Annotated in this window: 25 protein-coding genes and 3 pseudogenes; 18 read left to right on the top strand and 10 right to left on the bottom strand. The window is 53.9% G+C overall.

Annotated elements, in window-relative coordinates:
- Nucleotides 1–139 precede the first annotated feature (139 nt).
- The 7 genes from Q31b_RS23755 to Q31b_RS23785 all read left to right on the top strand — a co-directional run bounded on the left by Q31b_RS23755 (nt 140) and on the right by Q31b_RS23785 (nt 4,328).
- Nucleotides 140–625, top strand: a complete 486-nt coding sequence (locus Q31b_RS23755; RefSeq protein ID WP_146602164.1) for a hypothetical protein — start codon at nt 140–142, stop codon at nt 623–625.
- A 107-nt stretch (nt 626–732) separates the two neighbouring features.
- Nucleotides 733–1,200: a hypothetical protein gene (locus tag Q31b_RS23760; RefSeq protein WP_197172200.1), complete on the top strand. Its 468-nt coding sequence runs from the start codon at nt 733–735 to the stop codon at nt 1,198–1,200.
- Nucleotides 1,201–1,293: 93 nt separating this feature from the next.
- Nucleotides 1,294–1,731, top strand: coding sequence for a hypothetical protein (locus Q31b_RS23765; protein ID WP_146602166.1), 438 nt, complete (start codon nt 1,294–1,296; stop codon nt 1,729–1,731).
- A gap of 298 nt (nt 1,732–2,029) precedes the next feature.
- Nucleotides 2,030–2,350, top strand: a complete 321-nt coding sequence (locus tag Q31b_RS23770; RefSeq protein WP_146602167.1) for a hypothetical protein — start codon at nt 2,030–2,032, stop codon at nt 2,348–2,350.
- Between the two features lie 116 nt (nt 2,351–2,466).
- On the top strand, nt 2,467–2,778 hold the full coding sequence (locus Q31b_RS23775; protein WP_146602168.1) for a hypothetical protein: 312 nt from the start codon (nt 2,467–2,469) through the stop codon (nt 2,776–2,778).
- A gap of 142 nt (nt 2,779–2,920) precedes the next feature.
- Nucleotides 2,921–3,241, top strand: coding sequence for a hypothetical protein (locus Q31b_RS23780; protein WP_007336647.1), 321 nt, complete (start codon nt 2,921–2,923; stop codon nt 3,239–3,241).
- Nucleotides 3,242–3,776: 535 nt separating this feature from the next.
- Nucleotides 3,777–4,328: an Imm26 family immunity protein gene (locus Q31b_RS23785; protein WP_146602169.1), complete on the top strand. Its 552-nt coding sequence runs from the start codon at nt 3,777–3,779 to the stop codon at nt 4,326–4,328.
- A 34-nt stretch (nt 4,329–4,362) separates the two neighbouring features.
- Here Q31b_RS23785 and Q31b_RS28660 read toward each other — a convergent pair whose 3' ends face one another.
- Entirely contained in the window at nt 4,363–4,536 is a 174-nt protein-coding gene (locus tag Q31b_RS28660; protein WP_197172203.1) for a hypothetical protein, read from the bottom strand.
- Between the two features lie 256 nt (nt 4,537–4,792).
- On the opposite strand from Q31b_RS28660, the gene Q31b_RS23790 reads away from it, so the two are divergent.
- From Q31b_RS23790 to Q31b_RS23810, 5 genes and pseudogenes are all read left to right on the top strand, one after another.
- A complete protein-coding gene (locus Q31b_RS23790) occupies nt 4,793–6,064 on the top strand; it encodes an alkyl/aryl-sulfatase (RefSeq protein WP_231617832.1) in 1,272 nt (423 codons plus the stop codon).
- Between the two features lie 124 nt (nt 6,065–6,188).
- A complete protein-coding gene (locus Q31b_RS23795) occupies nt 6,189–6,884 on the top strand; it encodes a transposase (RefSeq protein ID WP_146602170.1) in 696 nt (231 codons plus the stop codon).
- A gap of 269 nt (nt 6,885–7,153) precedes the next feature.
- Nucleotides 7,154–7,339, top strand: a pseudogene (locus tag Q31b_RS29745) (GNAT family N-acetyltransferase); the annotation flags it as partial.
- Nucleotides 7,340–7,352: 13 nt separating this feature from the next.
- Nucleotides 7,353–7,889: pseudogene (locus Q31b_RS23805) on the top strand (SDR family NAD(P)-dependent oxidoreductase); the annotation flags it as partial.
- 2 nt (nt 7,890–7,891) lie between these two features.
- The gene (locus Q31b_RS23810) at nt 7,892–8,194 is read left to right on the top strand and encodes a DUF4437 domain-containing protein (RefSeq protein ID WP_231617807.1); all 303 of its coding nucleotides are present in this window, start codon (nt 7,892–7,894) and stop codon (nt 8,192–8,194) included.
- Here Q31b_RS23810 and Q31b_RS23815 read toward each other — a convergent pair.
- A pseudogene (locus tag Q31b_RS23815) lies at nt 8,082–8,324 on the bottom strand (DUF1348 family protein); the annotation flags it as partial. The gene Q31b_RS23810 and the pseudogene Q31b_RS23815 sit on opposite strands and share 113 nt — an antisense overlap.
- A 155-nt stretch (nt 8,325–8,479) precedes the next feature.
- Nucleotides 8,480–9,082, bottom strand: coding sequence for a YdeI/OmpD-associated family protein (locus Q31b_RS23820; RefSeq protein ID WP_146602172.1), 603 nt, complete (start codon nt 9,080–9,082; stop codon nt 8,480–8,482).
- A gap of 232 nt (nt 9,083–9,314) precedes the next feature.
- Here Q31b_RS23820 and Q31b_RS29820 point away from each other — a divergent pair, with 232 nt between their 5' ends.
- A complete protein-coding gene (locus tag Q31b_RS29820; protein WP_449289934.1) occupies nt 9,315–9,572 on the top strand; it encodes a hypothetical protein in 258 nt (85 codons plus the stop codon).
- Nucleotides 9,563–9,754: a hypothetical protein gene (locus tag Q31b_RS23830; RefSeq protein WP_146602173.1), complete on the top strand. Its 192-nt coding sequence runs from the start codon at nt 9,563–9,565 to the stop codon at nt 9,752–9,754. The genes Q31b_RS29820 and Q31b_RS23830 overlap by 10 nt, the downstream gene beginning before the upstream one ends.
- Nucleotides 9,755–9,993: 239 nt before the next feature.
- On the opposite strand, the gene Q31b_RS23835 is transcribed toward Q31b_RS23830, so the two are convergent.
- Nucleotides 9,994–10,314: a DUF1801 domain-containing protein gene (locus Q31b_RS23835; RefSeq protein ID WP_146602174.1), complete on the bottom strand. Its 321-nt coding sequence runs from the start codon at nt 10,312–10,314 to the stop codon at nt 9,994–9,996.
- 187 nt (nt 10,315–10,501) lie between these two features.
- On the opposite strand from Q31b_RS23835, the gene Q31b_RS23840 reads away from it, so the two are divergent.
- The 3 genes from Q31b_RS23840 (at nt 10,502) to Q31b_RS23850 (ending at nt 12,311) form a co-directional block, all read left to right on the top strand.
- Nucleotides 10,502–10,975, top strand: a complete 474-nt coding sequence (locus Q31b_RS23840) for a DUF1569 domain-containing protein (protein WP_146602175.1) — start codon at nt 10,502–10,504, stop codon at nt 10,973–10,975.
- Nucleotides 10,976–11,080: 105 nt separating this feature from the next.
- Nucleotides 11,081–11,362 carry a PhzF family phenazine biosynthesis protein gene (locus Q31b_RS23845; RefSeq protein ID WP_231617808.1) on the top strand — a complete coding sequence of 94 codons (282 nt, stop codon included), beginning with the start codon at nt 11,081–11,083 and terminating at the stop codon, nt 11,360–11,362.
- A 244-nt stretch (nt 11,363–11,606) separates the two neighbouring features.
- Nucleotides 11,607–12,311, top strand: coding sequence for a HoxN/HupN/NixA family nickel/cobalt transporter (locus Q31b_RS23850; RefSeq protein WP_146602176.1), 705 nt, complete (start codon nt 11,607–11,609; stop codon nt 12,309–12,311).
- A gap of 159 nt (nt 12,312–12,470) precedes the next feature.
- On the opposite strand, the gene Q31b_RS23855 is transcribed toward Q31b_RS23850, so the two are convergent.
- The 5 genes from Q31b_RS23855 to Q31b_RS23875 all read right to left on the bottom strand — a co-directional run bounded on the left by Q31b_RS23855 (nt 12,471) and on the right by Q31b_RS23875 (nt 15,038).
- Nucleotides 12,471–12,659 carry a GTP-binding protein gene (locus Q31b_RS23855; protein WP_146602177.1) on the bottom strand — a complete coding sequence of 63 codons (189 nt, stop codon included), beginning with the start codon at nt 12,657–12,659 and terminating at the stop codon, nt 12,471–12,473.
- 176 nt (nt 12,660–12,835) lie between these two features.
- Nucleotides 12,836–13,489 carry an NAD(P)-binding domain-containing protein gene (locus Q31b_RS23860; RefSeq protein ID WP_231617809.1) on the bottom strand — a complete coding sequence of 218 codons (654 nt, stop codon included), beginning with the start codon at nt 13,487–13,489 and terminating at the stop codon, nt 12,836–12,838.
- A 241-nt stretch (nt 13,490–13,730) separates the two neighbouring features.
- Entirely contained in the window at nt 13,731–13,952 is a 222-nt protein-coding gene (locus tag Q31b_RS23865) for a hypothetical protein (RefSeq protein WP_197172207.1), read from the bottom strand.
- Nucleotides 13,949–14,773 (bottom strand): TatD family hydrolase, encoded by an 825-nt coding sequence (locus Q31b_RS23870; RefSeq protein ID WP_146602179.1) that lies wholly within the window; start codon nt 14,771–14,773, stop codon nt 13,949–13,951. The genes Q31b_RS23865 and Q31b_RS23870 overlap by 4 nt, the downstream gene beginning before the upstream one ends.
- Before the next feature lie 34 nt (nt 14,774–14,807).
- Nucleotides 14,808–15,038, bottom strand: coding sequence for a hypothetical protein (locus Q31b_RS23875; RefSeq protein ID WP_146602180.1), 231 nt, complete (start codon nt 15,036–15,038; stop codon nt 14,808–14,810).
- Between the two features lie 186 nt (nt 15,039–15,224).
- Here Q31b_RS23875 and Q31b_RS23880 point away from each other — a divergent pair, with 186 nt between their 5' ends.
- A complete protein-coding gene (locus tag Q31b_RS23880) occupies nt 15,225–17,282 on the top strand; it encodes a S9 family peptidase (protein ID WP_146602181.1) in 2,058 nt (685 codons plus the stop codon).
- 351 nt (nt 17,283–17,633) lie between these two features.
- Here Q31b_RS23880 and Q31b_RS23885 read toward each other — a convergent pair.
- Nucleotides 17,634–18,174 (bottom strand): hypothetical protein (locus tag Q31b_RS23885; protein WP_231617810.1); only part of this gene is annotated, 541 nt, incomplete at its 5' end.

Consider the following 18,174-nt stretch of genomic DNA (forward strand, 5'->3'; position numbering starts at 1 on the left):
GATTGCCAACGTAAGCGGTCTGCACGACAAAGTTCAACGCACATTCTATCCGTGGACCAGGCGAAACACGTCAACCATTGATCAAGACCTTTCCACGCCTGGTCCCCGGATAGAATGCAATTCGTTACCCGACTGAATCATGAAGCTCCTCACATCCGCAACGTTTGTTCTGCTCCTTGCATCGACGCCAGTTCTTTCCGACGAAGTGCGGTCTGACGTAGCCTTCGGCTTCTACATTTGCAACGTTGATGCGGAAGCTATCACGAACGCGCCGCAATGGACGGACCAGAATCATGATCCACCACTCTCGATGCTTGAGGCGATACGTGCTGCAAATGCAAAACTTAAGACACTGCCAGCCAACGACGCACCGGTTGACTGGACACTGCATCGCGTAACGCTGGTGCGTAAGAACGGCACCGGCTGGTACTACATTTCCACGTTCCGCAGTAAAATCCGCCTTGATCCACCAGATGGTCGCGGACGCCTAACCACCGGATCAAACCCCTACGGAACACCGCGCGACATTAAAATCCCCGTGTTAATGGATGGTTCTGTGCCAGAGATTGCGATCCATCGACATACTGACACAATGCTAGAGTTGCTCGACGATCTCAAACTGTAAAACGGCGGGTAACCATCGCGTGAACACGGAGCGGGGCTTGCGGCCGGATTTGCAATGGACAACTTTACTCTCCCCGCCCAGTGACGCCCGACGTTATCCGACTGAACATGCAGCGAAACAAGATCACGAAACGAAGGCTCGTCCAATTCGCAGCGGTTGTGCTTGTTCTGGCTTTCGGGATTGTTGCATGGTCCGTTATCCGCACCATCCGTGAAATACCCGAGGCATATGCTGCTTGGGATACGGGTACGCTGCTCACCACCTACTTAGATCAAAACGACGGCAAATGGCCATCAGGCTGGGATGATCTCGCGACCGTGATCGACGATAACGAGCCGATGCTGTTCTCGCGATCCAACGAAGATGGCGAACAGATCTCGAATGAAGAGTACATTACAAAGTTGCAATCCATGGTTGATGTCGACTGGACATATTTCCCGGTTCCGGGCAACGCCGCTTCGCCCGTGACGCGGGTCGACGGCGGTGCTTTTCGCACTGTGTGGGTTGGTGCGGAACCTAACGAAATGGTGCGATCATTTATTGCTCACCAAGCCGAAATCCAAGACGGCGGATAACGATCCGATCAACCGCAGTCGGCCACGACCGTTTGCTCTCTGGTAAACTCAAAACTGGCCGACGCGGTTATCGTCGGCGATATGCATCTCCCCATGGCCGAAGACTCAGGACATATCGAACTTGATGGCGACGTGATTCGATACGCGTCCACGACTTACTCGGACTGGATGATTCGCGTCGAAGACCTTCGCATCATTGGTGAGGCGACTAATCAAAACGGACCGTTCGCCGACGACTATTTTCTCTGTTTTGCGACTGGGCCTTCGATGTGGTACGAAGCTTCTTTCTATGCTGACGGACGCGACACCTTCCTTGCTGACCTTGGTGCTCGGCTCGGCATTACGTTTCAACTCGGCCTCTCCTTGTCCACCGACTTCGCCAGTCGTATCCTTTGGCCAGCTGAATTGGAAAACGAACCCATGTTCAAATTCCAAGACGTACCGTCTAAAACCGTGGTTGGCCGTTTGCTTGGATCAATGCGGAACGAACAGACATATTGCGACCGTGTACTGGACGCGTTACAAAAATGATGCATATCAAATCGGTGAACGGGAGGGCTCGGCGCTGTCGGTTTTAAAGTCGAGCTCCTCTCCTCGCCCCCCGTTACCTCAATCGTTCGTCGACAGCATCGCTTTAGTATAGTTGTTTCGATGGCCGAATTGGCTCCCTGCGAGAAATGAGAAGAGCATAGTGTATTTATCACATACCGTTATTGTTGGTTGCTTCCTATGCGTGGCGACGATGGGCACAGCAAGAGGCGACGATGCCCCGCAGAGACCAATAGTTTCCGCGCGCGCCGTATCGACAACGGAGGAGGTGCGATACACGATGGCTCCTTTTCAGAATACACTCGTTTTGCTCGATGGTCGGACCGGCCAAACTTGGCTGCTCACGAAGCATGAAGGAGAGTCTGCGACTTGGGTGCTGATTTCCGTCGCAGTACCGGGGAAAGTCAAATTGGAGTCGCCGTCATCAACGATTGGTGATACGCAGATTCAATTCATTCCCGAGATGAGAGGCCCGATTATTGGTAGGTCCAAGAATAATGACGCTGCCACCACGGACTCACTGCGTGGAAACGCGAACGGTGCGTATCGAAGCTACGACGGACAAACCATACCATCCGAAGAACGACGAACCAACCGATGAACCGCAGTCGGCCACGACGGTTTGCGGTCATCTAAGCGTTAATCTGGCCGACGCGGTTATCGTCGGCGTTCTGCAATCAGACAACGCGAACTGACCCAACATCCACGGCGATTCAAATGAGACGATACGAACTCGCGGCGAACCTCGTCTTTCTTGCGCCGATGGTCCTATTCCTTGGACTCGCGATCGTCATATGGTGGCCGATCAACTACATCATCATGGGCACGCTCTATGCGTGCGGCCTCTTTGATCTTGTGTACGCGAAACTACCGCTGCTGCGTCATCACGTGTTCAACACATTCGGACCTTCGCACATTCCACGCAAACGTCGCGACACGTATTTCCGCGGATACCGCCGGATCGGGATTGGAATGGCATTCAATCTCCTTGTGGTGGTATACTATTGCGTACTGGCATCGCCTCAGTAGCAACCCGGTCACGAACGAGTGCAGAACCATGGGTTGAACGGGAGTCGGCCACGACGACTTTCGGCAATCTAAACGTTTTTTTTGGCCGACCACGTTAACCCAAACGTTCCCCGACTGACTGGCAACGATTCAAGACTACTCAATGTTTTCTGAAAATGAGGTCTGCTACGAATGCAATTGCACGGTGGTTGAGGACCGCGATTACTTGGAAATCGTAACTTGGGTGTATTTGGGATTCTTCAAGACGGAACGCAGCAGCACCGATTGCGATGTTCCGTTTCATTTCTACCGATTCGCTAAGTTCGACGATTTCCAACGTTGGAAGCAAAATGGCGGAACAAAACTTGATGCCATCAATCTCACTTCCATGGACCAAGTTCGTCGGCGGTTTGTCGACCGACAGGCGATGGTGGATTCTGTGTTAGACTGGCACAAATTCCTTTCCGGTCCCGATCCAGATTGATGACCAATGTGATTCGTGTGTTCGTCGCCAACGATGCGGGGAACCATCCAATGCACCCGAGCGGCGAAGTCGGGCGTTTTCAAATGGACAATCTCTCGTCGCCGCCGGGTGATTGGTAACGTTATCGGATTGATGCGCTGTAGTCGTTGCCGCAATTGGTGCGCTGTAGTTGCTCGGACGATGCCGATGCTCGAATCCTAACCGCTATACTTGCTCGGTCGAATCCTGACCCGAAATCCTGACCGCGAACGTTGATCTGCAATGCTTCGATCTGCTACAATGATCGCGATAACGAATCGGGACGAATGTGTCACCGAAGGGGTCGAAGACCAAAGCGACTTTGATACAATCCCGTCGCTTAGTCCATCCTTGAAGTTTTGCTTCCTTAACCTTTTCGGCGATTCCCCATACTGATCCGATAACCAACCGATGAACCGCAGTCGGCCACGAGCGTTTGCTCTAGTGGTTACGTCAATCTGGCCGACGCGGTTATCGTCGGCGTTCCCCGACTGAAAACCTCCTGCACTGTACTTTGATGGAATACCCGCTAGTCCCGAAATCAACTGGCAAGCTGTTGCCCGGGCAATACTGGGCCGTCCCCATGGCAAACGGACGTTTCGCTTGTGGCCGGGTCTTGCAACTCAACACAGAGGAGATCCCCTCCAAGACTCGTTGCTTCTTCGGTGGACTACACAACTGGACTGGCGATACGACACCAACCACCGACACGATTGCTAGATGCGGATTCATTGCCTTTGGCGTAATGCATATCAAGGCAATCACCACTACGGGTGGCGCCGTCTTGGGTGAACGTGATCTTTCGCTTGATGAAATCAAAATGCCACGGATGATTTCCTCGCATGGCGGCGCTGGCACGATGCTGCTCGATGGTTCTCGGCATCTGCGCATTGCCACCCGCGACGAATGGGGTACGTTTCCGGTGATTGGATGTTGGGGGTACAATTTCATAACCCAAGTTGCGGACCGCAAGCTTTCCGATCAACACACGATCGGGGAACCATCCGATGCACCGGAGTCGGGATTGCGGCCGTTTTCAAATGGAACCTCAACTTTCCCGACCCGGTGATCGGTACCGTTGAACTTAATCGAATCACTCTGGTTCAGGTCGTTGTCTCTGTTGCTTGGGTGACTGCCCGCATCCCTGCGGGAAGAGGGTTGGCGTCCATGCCAACCAAGAACGGGATCGATGAGCTTCGCTCGCTGTTTTTTTGAAGGCATGCGATACACGCTGCGCTGGCTCGGTTCTCGTGCATTGAGATTGTAGTAGAATTCATGAGGCTTCTTTCGCATGTATTGTCGAACCACGATGTCCAAATTGTTGGTTACGACCATTAACACCAAGTGAGCGAATCCTCGTGATTCAGCTCGTTTATTACATCGAGAGAAGCTATTTTCGTTTAAAAATCCAATCAGTCCACCTAAGAGTATGTGCACGTAACCCTAAAAACAATTTGTCCGCTCTTGATTGCGGTGCTGGTAGCCGCAGTTGCGAACGGACAAACGCAGGTCGAACCGAAGATCGCATTGAAGATGCTCAATGCGCAACAGCAACAATTCGAGCAAGGAATTGTCAAAGTCGCCGACAACGTCTTCACGGCCGTTGGGTTCCATGGAGCCAACACGTCGATGATCGTCGGCACCGACGGTGTGATTATCGTTGACACGCTGATGGGACCGACCAGTGCTGCGAATGCGTTTGAAGCTTTTCGGAAATACAGCGACAAACCGGTCAAGGCGATCCTCTACACCCACAGCCACGGCGACCACATCGGTGGAGCCAGTGCCTTTGTGGGCGGTGAGCGACCAGACATCTACGCCACCGAAAGTTTTGGATCCGCTGAAGGCGTCAACAAAGCGGTGGATCCAGTCAAGATGAAACGCAATGTGCGTCAGTTCGGACGGAAGCTCTCGCCGTCAGAAAGCACCAATCGCGGCGTTGCGCCGGCGAATACCTACGATAGCGATCGCGGCAAAGGCCACCTTCCACCTACCGTGACGGTTCCACGCAGTGGGCTAAAAACAACAATCGCGGGCGTCGAAATCGAATTTCATATCGGCCCGGGGGAAACCGACGATGCCATGTTCATCTGGCTCCCCAAGCAGAAGGTGTTGCTGGCGGGCGACAACTTCTACAGTTCGTTCCCCAACCTGTATGCGATTCGGGGCACGGCTTATCGCGATGTGCTCAGTTGGTCAGAAAGCGTTGCGAAGATGGCAGAGCTTGAGCCACACGTTGTGGTTCCCGGCCATACCATGCCCATCCAGGGACAAGAAGCTGCCACCGCCGCGTTGAAGGATTACAGCGAAGCGATTCGCAGCGTGTATGACCAAACGGTTCGTGGCATCAATGCTGGCAAGGGTCCCGACCAGCTCGCGCATGAAGTCAAACTTCCCGATCACCTAAAAGACAAACCGTATCTCATCGAGTTCTACGGATCGGTTCCGCACGCGGTCAGAGCAATCTATGCCGGCTTGTTGGGATGGTACGACGGCAATCCGACAACGTTGAATCCCCTCGCGCCAAAACTCAAGGCGCAAAAAATAGCCGACTTGGCCGGCGGCACAGAGAAACTCACCGAGCAAATGGAATCCGCTCTGGCGAAGCAAGACTTCCAGTGGGCGTTGGAGCTCGCAGACCACGTGAAATGGTTGGATGATGGCGACTTGAAACTGGCCCGCAAGGTGAAGATTACGGCACTGCGAGGTTTGGCGGCACGCGAGTACAACGCGCCGAACCGCAACTACTACCTCAGCTACGCCAATGAGCTTGAATCAGGTCAGTTAAGTGAAATTTGGTTTTAGAGTTTGACCGTAGCGGAACGCGCGAAGCGTTTCGGTAGTAAAACGTATCGGTGGCATCCTGCCGCCGTTTGATCAAGCAATTCACTCCGCGGTGGCTGGAAGCCCCCGATACTATTGAGCGCCTATGAACGAAAAGAAAATACCCTTTCGTGGTTTCGATGAGCGAGGCGAAGTCCGCGTGTACTATCACGGAATTCTTCCCCATTGGCGTCAAGAGAATTGCACCTACTTTGTGACATACAGACTTGCTGACGCGCTACCAGTCGGTGTGATTCTCGAATTTGAATACGAACGTGACCAGTGGTTGCTTCATCGAGGAATCGACCCGAAGCTGCTAAACGCGGAGGGATTCGACTGGAAGAACACCGTTGGCCAATTGCCGAGGAACGATCAGCGTCTTTATGAACGGGCCATGGCGACGAAGCTCAACAAGTATCTCGACGCGGGACACGGAAGCTGCGTGTTAAAGCGTCCTGATCTCGCAGAAATCGTCGCGAACTCGCTGACGCATTTTCACGGTGATCGCGTGCTAACCGGTAATTTCGTCGTGATGCCGAATCATGTTCATGTGCTAATGCGACCGATCAATGGCTTCGAGTTGGAAGACATCTTGCAGGCTGTGAAGAGTTTCACTGCGAACGCGATCAATCGGAAGTTGGGGGTGGAGGGATCATTATGGATGCGAGAGAGTTATGACCACATCGTGCGAGCCCCCGAACAATTGGAGGCGTTCCAGAACTACATTCGCGCAAACCCGGAGAAGGCGAAGTTGACGTCGCACGAATACATATTGCAAGACGCCACTTACCGTCTCGAATAGTATCGGTGGCATCCTGCCGCCGCGAGTGCTAGCCAGTGGCATCCTGCCACCGCGAGTGCTAGCCAGTGGCATCCTGCCGCCGCGAGTGCTAGCCGGTGGCATCCTGCCGCCGCGAGTGCTAGCCAGTGGCATCCTGCCGCCGTCCCCTGAAGCGGTGGCAGGATGCCACCGATACGTGTTGCTACCTAATTATTGGAGAGTTGCCTTGGTAAAAAACAGTCGAGCCAGATTCCTTGAGTTCCTAAAGCGATGGGGGAGCCTGTCGCGGTTCCGGCGTTGGCCGTGCGTTATACTCTCACATTCAATCTTGGGCGAAAAATGCGGATCTGCTATCGATCACAGCCGAAGTGGACGTCGATCCGCCAAATACCGTCTCATTGAACTTTCATCAGAAGGCTGGATTCGTACAAATCGGGACGCGGACACTGGACAGCGGTAAAGTTGTGTCTATGTAGATACGGTGCCTTTATCCTCGTCAACAATCTCGGCATCTTTGAAGCCGTTGACTTCTTTGACCTGACGGACGAAGCTTGGCAACACATCTTCGACATCAACGTAATGAGTGGCGTACGTCTTGCCAGGCATTACCTCAAGCAAATGCTTGAGCAAGACGCTGGACGCATCATTTTCATCAGCAGCGAATCCGGCGTCGTGCCCGCTCCTGAAATGCCCCACTACGCGATGACCAAAACAGCCCAGCTTGCCGTCTCACGTAGTATGGCTCAATTGACCAAAGGAAGCGCCGTCACGGTCAACACAGTTATGCCTGGTTCCACGTTGACACCGGGAGTGAAAGAGTTCGTCGGCAACTTATTTCCGAACGAAGAATATGACTCGGCTGAACAAAAATTCATGGCAGAAAATCGGCCAACCTCCTTGATTCAGAGATTGATCCAGCCGGAGGAGATTGCCAATTTGGTGGCGTTTGTTGCCAGCCCACTCGCCTCGGCCATTAACGGAGCACCTTTGCGAATCGACGGCGGACTTATTCCAACCATTGCCTGAAGTTGGAATGCGTCAGCAATTGCCCGCCGCCGGACCACTTCCCTGTCCTGCCCACCGAACAGGCGTTCGATAAAGGCGAACGACCAGTCAACGTCGACGCATCGGACATCGTGTGGCTTGGCCCGTCGAGTACAACGTGGATCAAACCGTCAGCTACAACAAACTCATCCGCGAAAGCCGCGTTTCTGTGGGGCGACCCGCGGTCCGGTTTTCAGTTAAAGCCCAAAGCCGTTTGGCGAGGCGGTAATCGATTTCCTTGTCCCATTTACCGGTCAAGAACTCAACAATTTGCTCTCGTCCATTGACGAACACATCGTGGTTTCGCCATTGACTGTCCACGGAGTAGGCCGGCGACACCCGTTTCGGATCACGAGTATTAGAGTCTAATGCTTCGACGGGCTTGTCGTCTTCGAGCACGCCGGTTTGATTGGTCACGCTGTCTCTGTGATTTTCATTTGACACAGTAGAAGACGGGCTCCCTGAAGCAAATCCAATAACCCAGCCCAAACGGCGGTTTGTGTGGGCTAAATCGTTAGCGAAAATGTGCAAAGAGTGTACCAACAGACCCGCGACTCCGTGTGCAAGGTTTGTTATGCCTTTTTCGCCTTGTTAAAGCCAATACCCGGCTTTTCTTCGCGGACAAGCATGTCCATGAATTCTGCAAATCGCCTCTGTCTGGTTTCGGGTTTCTTTGCACTTGTCAATCCGTACGCGATGACATAACGACTCGATTTATTGAGCGTTTCAAAAAACTGCTTCGCCTTCGATTTGCTCTCCAGTGCTGCTAGGAAATCCGCTGGCACTTTCATTTCACTTGCCACATAGGCGTTCTCCCACCGGCCGTCCGCCTTGGCGGCGCGAACATGCACGAGTCCTGACTCCATCATCCGGCCCTCGCTTATCAAACGCTCCGCATGCTCTCTGTTCCTTTTTGACCAGTTGCTTCGCGGCTTTCTTGGAGTGACCCGCTGGAGATAGACTTGGTCATCGATTGATTTCTTGACGCCGTCGATCCAGCCCCAGCACAACGTCTCAATCACGACATCGTCCCAAGTCACGCTCGGAATCCCAGTCTTCTTCTTGAATATCTTCACCCACAGTTCACTTTCGGTGGCGTGATTCACCTTGAGCCACCGGCCGAGATCTTTCGGCGATTCAAAGGACACGATTCTCGCGGGATCGGGTTGAGGCATGAAACTAAATATACTCTGGCATAACGCTACCGATCAACCGGTCCGCGCGGTTGATCTTCCTAGAGCGATCGTGCCTCTTCAGCCGCCGCGTTCAAATCGTCAAAGTGTAGTTCACGTCGTTGTTCCATACGGTTAGTTTAACGCGATAGAACATTGTTGAAACCCTAGTTGCAATCTATGTCCATGCAGAGCCAACCCTCGATACGAACTCGAAGGTCACCAGGCCTACCCGTTGATCGCCGACCTACCACCTGCCCCCAAGGCTCTCTCAATCGTCACGCCACCCGAGATCACTCGTAAAGTCGTGGTCGTTGGTGCCAACGTGAGTTATCACATCTACAAGCCGCCGATCTATCAGCATGATCGTGCGCGGCGTTTTCCAGTTTTGTATTGGCTGCATGGAACCGAAGGTGGAGAAGGGGCATTCGCCCGCTGGTTCGATTGTTTCACGACGCGATGGTCGCCGGTCGAATTGAGCCAATGTTGGTAGTGTCCGTCAACGGGCTACCTCGCCATTTGTGGAGTGATCTCATCGATGACGCGGCACCGGTGGAAACGGTCTTTATCGACGACGTGATTCCTCATGTCGACAAGACGTATCGCACCATCGCCAACCGGAATGGCCGCATCCTCGCCGCTTTAGCATGGGCGGCTTTGGTGCTGCTCGTGTAGGCATGACTCATTGGGATCATTTTGCGTATCTGGGGACGCACGGCCTGCAAACGCACGGCCTGCAAACGCTCGACGGCAAGCCCAAGCAAGCATGGACTCGCATTCGCGAGAACGTCGCAAAACGATCTCGGTGAGCCGCTACTCGACGTCGATCTAGCGGACCAAGCCCCCTTGGTGATTTGAACATTGATGTAGTGGCACGTTGGAAGTTTGAAGAGTGAAGGTTGATGTGTGAAAGATCAGAGTTTGATGGCGGCTTTGCAGAAACGCTTGACGACCTTCGCATCGACGTCGTCCAGGCTCTTGTACGTCAGGTGCCGGCGAAATTTCCCGCCACCTTCTAACAATCCATCGGGATCGTCGAGCAAAGCCCCTTGAGCGAACGACAACTGCACGTGAGCCTTGTACGGGAACACGCCGCAGAACTGCCCTTCCCTTTCATCCGGTTTCAACGTGTAAAGCGTACCACCGTATTTCGCGACCTTTGTCGCCTTCGGAAGCGACGCCTTCACCAGCGAATCGAGCAGTCCAATGAGGTTCTGTTTTTCTGCGTCAGTCATTTTAATTCTCGCTACGCCAACTTGGCGCCGTTGGGGACGACTTGTCTAGAAACCGCCAGTATCACCGATAGTCACTCATGGTGCATCTGCTGCGGTGTTTGTAAACTCGTTCGCTCAGAATCTTACCAGCCCAATCTTCGTCCCCGAAGATGGCTTGTGTTCATTGGCTCGTTCACGGAAAGCATCCATGGCAACCATGCAAAAACGAACGCTCGACTTTCACACCGGTGATGAAGTGATCGCTGAAATTCAAAGTCTACGATCAAATAGTTATACGAAGACCAAAAATTGGAACCTCACGCAAATTTGCGAACACCTGAACGCAACCATGACCGGTGGCATGGACGGTTTTGGCTTTCGTCTACCGTGGATTCTGCGAGCCACGATCATCAAATGGATCTACAATCGCATATTACGAACTCGGAAAATGTCCAGCGGACCGACGATGGATCGGTTGAAACCCAAGTCCGAGCCTGGCCCCGACGACAAGGCGATCATTGACGGCTGCATCGCGACGATCGAGCGAGCGAACGCGTTCGCTGGCCCAATCGAGGACTATCCGTTCCTGAACGAGTTGCCGGTCGATGATTGGAAACAGTTCATGTGGATGCACGCGGGCCATCACCTGGGGTTCCTTGTCCCCAACGAGCCAGCCTCATGATCCACGCGATCGTTCACTGGGAGAACTCTGGAGAAGAGATTCGGTTCAACCGCTACAGCCGAAATCGCCAATTCCGTCAAAACTGAAATCCGAATCGAGACTTGAATGAGCTCTTCCGACGGCATCCTCATTTGGCAAATCGACGCGTTCGCCGATCGACCCTTCACCGGCAACCCGGCTGCCGTTTGCATTCTTGACCGCTATCCGAGCGATGACTGGATGAAAAACCTCGCCATGGAAATAAACTTATCGGAAACCGCGTTCGTGGTTTCAACCGATGACGCAGGCAGTTTCCATCTTAGATGGTTCACGCCCGCCACTGAAGTCGACTTGTGCGGCCACGCGACCGTCGCTGCAGCACACACGCTATTTATACATTCACATTGACAAAACGAACACCGCGATACCAAGCGACACGAGCCAGCGAAAAGAAGGATGGTCCGGCGGCAGCTGCGGCCAAATGTAAATCGGTGGTGGCGATTCGATCGTGACCGGCTCTTCAGGCTCCGGTAGCCAGGGGAAAACATCGGGCTACCAGTTAGGATTATCACGAACCTTTTGCCGCTGTGATCTGTAGCATCAACATATCGGTCTGATGTGGCCAACCCTGTCCTTCACGGATTCTTCATAGATGCACGACCACGCTCATCAATTAACACTGAGCCTAGCGTTCGGACTGGGGGCACTGCATGCGCTCGAACCGGGGCATGGGAAGACGGCGATATTCGTTTACTTGGCGGGCGAACGACGTAGTTTCCTGCATCCGTTGGTAATGGGGCTTTCCAGTGCGCTAGCCCACAGCGTCTCGCTGATCGGTATTGCCGCCGCGGTTCACTTGACGCACCATATCGTGACTGGCGACCATCATCATGAGGACGAAGCGGTGACCACAGCAATGCAGTGGATCAGTTCTGGCTTGGTGCTGTGCGTTGGAGTTTGGATGTTGATCGCGGCGATTCGTTCCAAACCCTCGAAGTGTGGCTGCGCTGGCCATCAAAAGGACGATTGCGAGCAGTCTGGCGGTTTCACCAAGCAGACCAGCTATTCGATGAGTGCTTTGCTGGGGATCGCGTTCGGATTATTACCGTGTCCGTCGGCCATGGCAGCTTACTTTACGAGCATGTCCACAGGCACACCAGTTGCCGCCTACGGTGTGATCGGTTTGTTTGCCAGCGGCATCGCCTGCTCAATTACGGTGTTCGGTATCATCGTTCAGTTATTTGGGACGCAATTTTCCGGCCGTGATTCGAGATGGTCGAAGCTGCCTTGGCCGTACATCCGGGCGGCGCTGATTCTTTCCATCGGTCTGTTTTATACCGCTCGATTGGCCGTCTGAACGCAACATATGAACGGGCGGTTTTGGGTTCATGTTTCGGCGTATTGATGACGAACTCGTCATTTCGGCTATCACGGCGATAGGCCGACAGGGTATAACTGGTCCCGTCCTTGGCTCGATTGATCGTCCACCAATCAGCCTCGCAGCGGAAAATACCCTTCAGTCGAATGAGTTAGCCTCCAGCAATGCGTGGTCAATAGACACCGTTCCAAACTCGTTGATCAAGATGGACCACTTTTCACCTGCCGGTCGTTTGTCAATCAGCTTCGCAATGGCGGTCGTTTTTCCTGATCCAAGAAATCCAATGATCACGTTGGTCGGAATTCGATCATTCAATCCATGTGTCATTGACGGGCACCGTCCGCGAGTCTCAACATCTCGCCTTCAAGCAGATCAATCGAGACCGGAAAGCTACAAGTCATGACGGGTTGGCCTTGATCGAAAAGGACATACGTTGGACAGATCGTTCCACCAAGCTTCATGATTCAGTGCGTCTCAAGTACGAGTCAAAGTTGGTGGCGACTTCAAATGACAAGCCACGCCATGCCGAGGCAAACTTCTCGGCGGGAATGAAAGGACGCTCGCCGTTGTTCCACTTGGTAAGTGGCATCGACGCCACTCTCGTAGCCGCCGATGACAACAAACTCATCGCCTTCGAGGTTTTCGTAGCTGCCCACGGTCGCCGTGTGCCGACACAGTTCGCGGCCCTTGAAACCGTTCAGCCGTGGATACTGGAACTCTCCCGCCGCCCAGACAACATGCTTGGCTCGCAGAGTTCCTTCGGCGGTGTCCACTCGAAAGTGATCGCCGGCCTTCGTCACTCGCAGCACATCGGTATGTTCGCGAACGGGCAACTCAAAGTATTGAGCGACGCTAGGCAGATGCGACGCGTATTCTTCTCCGGTCCGATGCTCGACTTCGAGGCTAAACGCGGGAGACACTTCCACCGCGATCGAATTCAAGTCGATCATTCCGATTGAGTTTGTTGGGAACGACGGCGTGATGAATCGAGTCTCGGCCGGCCAAGCGGCAAACGAATCTCCAACGGTTTGCCGTTCGAGCACGACGAAATTCTCGATGCCCGCATGCTTCAGCGCAACGGACAAGCCAACCCCAGCAGGAACCATCGAAATCGAACAACACCAAGGCAACAGATGCAATACGGTTGCAAAAAGCATTGCGTTCGCAAAAACATAGATTATTTTCCAATCGATTCGAGCATCTTAATCGGAGTCGAAATTTACTCCGAAACGAACCCAGATCGACCTCGTCGCCAGCATGTAGCGTCCAGAGGTGGCAGACGCAATTCCGCCACGCAATTGCTCAATTATCCCTGACAGACGTTTCAACATCCTTGCTTGTTCCTATTTCAACTCCACGAGCGTTCCTTCGTATTTGACCTTGCCGCGGTAGAGCAGTCTAAAGCCGACGGCGAAATAATGAAGCAGTTCCCGAGGCGCCAGCCATTGATACAGCCCCGCGCTGGCCGAGGTCAATCCGATCAGCCGTTTGATCCGCAAAGGCTCTTCCGCAACATCGCAATCCGAAATTCAAGCGTGGCAACTTGTCGGCGGCAACAACCCCAAGATCACCCGAAGCGTCTTCACCATAAACTTTGGTGAATGCATCGAGTTCAATCAAACCGATGGCTCCAAACGGATCGGATGGATGTCGAACTTGGCACATTGGCCCATGAATCGACAGGGATTGTTGTGGAAGATCTCGATTGCCTCCTGAATCGAGTGACCACGCCGACGAAAGTCGCCAATGCACTCTTGAAGCGTGAATGGATCACTCGGTCCCCAGTCTGCCGACGAATTGACGAGTATCCTTTCGTGGCCATAGATCTCAAGGATATCCACGGCACGTCGTGGCGAGCACTTGGTAACGGGATAGAGCGTCAGCCCAACCCAATACCCCTGCTCGAGCGGTTCGCGGATCGTATGTTCTTCCACATGGTCGATCCACACTCGCTCGGGATTCACATTCATGTTGCGAAGCACATCCAGGGTTCGCCGGGTACCGCGGACTTTGTCCTGCAAATGAGGCGTGTGAATTAGGATAAGTTGTTCATGATCGACGGCCAACTGCACCTGCGTTTCAAAGATCTGCTCTTCGTTCTTCGTCGTTTTATGAAATCCGATCTCGCCAACGCCAAGAACTGTCGGCTTCTGGAAAAACTCAGGCATCTTCTCAAGCACTTCGCGGCTCAGTTGTGGGTTCTCCGCTTCCTTGGGATTCATCCCAACCCAGCAAAAGTGCCGAATACCGTACTCGGCCGCACGGGTCGGCTCAAATTCACTGATCTGGCGAAAGTAGTCAATAAAGGTTTCGGGGTAAGCACGTTCGAATCCCGCCCAGAACGCAGGCTCGGCAACGGCAACAACACCCGACATCGCCATCCGTTCATAATCCTGAGCGGTCCGGGCGATGCCGTGGTAATGCGGCTGGATAATCTGCATGGTTCACCTCAAGTTTGGATACTGCCAAACGAGATCACTCCGGCTCGGAAAACAGGAGCAACAAACGTTCGCTTCGGTTCGCTGCCGCTCCCCGCTGAGATAGCATCGCCAACGATTCGTACATCAGATCGATTCGGGCTTCACTCGACCGCTGAGAGTCGTCTTCGCATGCACGATCGTGCCGATCCAACACCGCCGCGATCTCCAGTAAGTGACAGCGTGCTTCCAGAAAGTAGCTGTCCAATACGTCTTCCGGTTTTTGCATGGACCGTGTTTCTCCCGCAATTGAGCCCTCTGGACACCTCGTAACAACTGAACTCTAATCGTAACTGCACAGCCGTTGCAGGTAAAGCGGCCGAAGCACATGAATCCAGATATCCGTGTCCTCACCGAATGGGTGCGTTCGCGTCGAAGTTCAAGCCCCCCCTCATTTGCACATTGGATTTTTCTGATGAACCACAAGTTGATCGCGGCATGCGCCGCACTTCTGTTTGGCTGTGGCATAAAAGCCAACGCTGCTCTTCCCGAGCTGGATCCCCCCGAAACCGAAGCCGGGACACCCTTGCTAGATCGAGATCTATTTTTTGGCAATCCGCAGATCGCTGGCGGAAAACTCAGCCCCGACGGAAGATTCATCTCTTTCATGAAGCCGTATCACGGGATCATGAATGTCTGGGTCAAAGAATTCGCGGAGCCGTTTGATCAGGCTCGTCCGTTGACCGATAGCGAGCGGCCTTTGCGAGGATACACATGGACGGAGGACGGCAAGTTCATCCTGTTCGTCAAGGATTCCGGCGGTGACGAAAATATGAACCTGTTCGCCGTTGATCCGGCAGCGAAACCGGAGCCCGGCAAAGAAACACCTCCGTCGCGGAACCTGACGCCGATGGAGGATGTGACGGCACAGACCATGCACGCCAGCCAGAACAATCCCGACTTGCTTTGGATCGGGTTAAATGACCGCGACAAAGCGTGGCACGATCTCTATCAGCTCGAAATTTCCACGGGTGACTTGAAGCTGGTCTATCAAAACGATGATCGCATCACCGGCTATGAATTCGACTGGGACGACAACCTGCGTCTGCTCAGCCGCACCGACCCGGCCGGCAACACGACACTGCTTCGTAAAGACGGCGATGACTTGGTTCCGATCTACGAAACGTCCGTCACCGAGAACGCAGGCGTCAGTGGCTGGGACGCGAAGAACGAGAACTTTTACTTGGTCACCAACAAAGGCGAACTCGACCTGTTGACCTTGTACACGATAAATCCTGACACGAAGCAGGCCGAATTGTTGGAGAGCGATCCAGAGCAGGCCGTTGACTTCGGTAGGCTTCGGCTCGACCGCAACACTCGCGAAATCATCTCGACGTCCTACACCGACGACAAGACTTGTTACTACTGGCGTGATAAAACCTGGGAAGCCAACTACAAGTTCTTGCAGCAGAAATTCCCTGGTCGCGAGATTGCGTTTCAAAGCTCGACCAACGACTACAGCAAATTCCTGATTGCCGTTCACGGCGACAAGTACGCCGCCGAAGCATGGTACTTCGACGCGGAAAAGCGCGAACTGATCCACCAGTACACTCCACGGCCTGAACTGAAAGAAGTGGAGGAGTACCTGGCACCGATGCAGTCGATTCGCTACGCCAGCAGCGACGGTTTGGAGATCCCTGCTTACCTGACCGTGCCCGCGGGCGTCGAAGCGAAGAACCTGCCCGTGGTCGTGTTGGTTCACGGCGGACCCAAAGGCCCACGCGATTCCTGGGGCTACAGCGCGACCGTTCAGTTCCTGGCCAACCGAGGCTACGCGGTGTTGCAACCGAATTTTCGAGCCAGCGGTGGCTACGGCAAGAAGTTTCTCAACGCCGGTGACCTGCAGTGGGGCAAGCTGATGCAGGACGACATCACCTGGGGTGTGAAGCATTTGATCGCCGAAGGCATCGCGGACAAAGACCGTGTCGCCATCATGGGCGGCAGCTACGGAGGTTACGCGACGTTGGCCGGACTGGCGTTCACGCCAGATCTTTATGCTTGCGGAGTCGACATTGTCGGTCCGAGCAACATCTTCACGCTGCTCGATTCGATTCCGCCTTATTGGGAATCGGGAAGAGCGTTCCTGTACGGCATGGTCGGCGATCCGAGCACCGAAGAAGGCAAACAACGGATTCGCGATGCCAGTCCGCTGTTCAGTGCCGAGAAGATCTCCCGACCGTTGCTGATCATTCAAGGAGCCAACGACCCGCGAGTCAAACAGGCCGAAGCCGATCAGATCGCGATCGCGCTGCGAGACCGCGGCCACAAGGTCAGCTACTTGCTGGCCGACGACGAAGGACACGGGTTCGCCAAACCGGTCAACCGTATGGCGATGTACGCCGAGATCGAAGCGTTCCTGGCTGGCCAAATCGGCGGTCGCTACCAAGAGGAAATGCCCGACGACGTTGCCGAACGCTTGGAGCAACTCCGGGTCGACGTAAGCCAAGTCAGCTACGAACCGACAGAGGAGTAAGCTGCCTCGATGAAATTCAGATTGTTTACGGCGAATCAAATGGGACGGGGGTTGAATTGCGGATTCAATCCTCGTCCCGGATTCAATTCAACCTTTTTTCCCCGATTCTCCCCCCGTCCCGCTTGATTCCCCAATCCTAGGGACAGAGCATCATTTCAGGTGATACAGCAACACCCCGGGCAGACGCCGTCGTGGTTTTTGCTTTGCTATTGCACTTGATCGTCAATAATCATGCATGGGAACCAGGGAGATAGGCTTTTTCCCTCGAAATGGCCGCATCGGGTGCGTACCTTCATCCTGGGGGCAGCTCAAAGAGCGTCACGAAAAGGAGGGAAATCGAAGAAGGGACGCTCAGTCCGGGAGCGTCAATAGCTCGCGGGCGCGGCGGCGGAGATGGTAGCGGCGGTGCGTGCGGTGACAACGCATCGAATCGACACTTTCCGGGCGTCCAGCAATGCTGCAGAACAATTTCCTAAAGTCCTTCACCAGTTCGCACCAAGTCGCTTGCTCGAGTCCCAACCGAACCAAAATCGGTGGTGCAGCCGAAGGCGTCGCACCGCGTTTGCCCGGCGCCACTTGCCGGGCTGTCCAATCGAGTAGCTTCAAGTAGTCCACGAGTGAAATTGGTAAGAAGCCTTTATCACTACATCGCTTGCCGCTATCGCTAGCACAGGGACCTACGGGATCAAGCTGCTCATCGATCGACAGAGGTGCCAAGAAAGCATCAGGCTTGTCTTCGCTTGGTGACTCACTTTTCATCGCCTCGATTCGTTTTTGCACCGACGTATGATCGCTCTGCTCCAGCGTTTCCGCCATCGCGGCACGAATCAGGTTCAAATCCACGTAAGCGGCACAGGCCAGCAGGGATGCTTCGTCCGTCAATCGAGTTGCA

The organism is Novipirellula aureliae (genome assembly GCF_007860185.1).
Classification (GTDB): domain Bacteria; phylum Planctomycetota; class Planctomycetia; order Pirellulales; family Pirellulaceae; genus Novipirellula_A; species Novipirellula_A aureliae.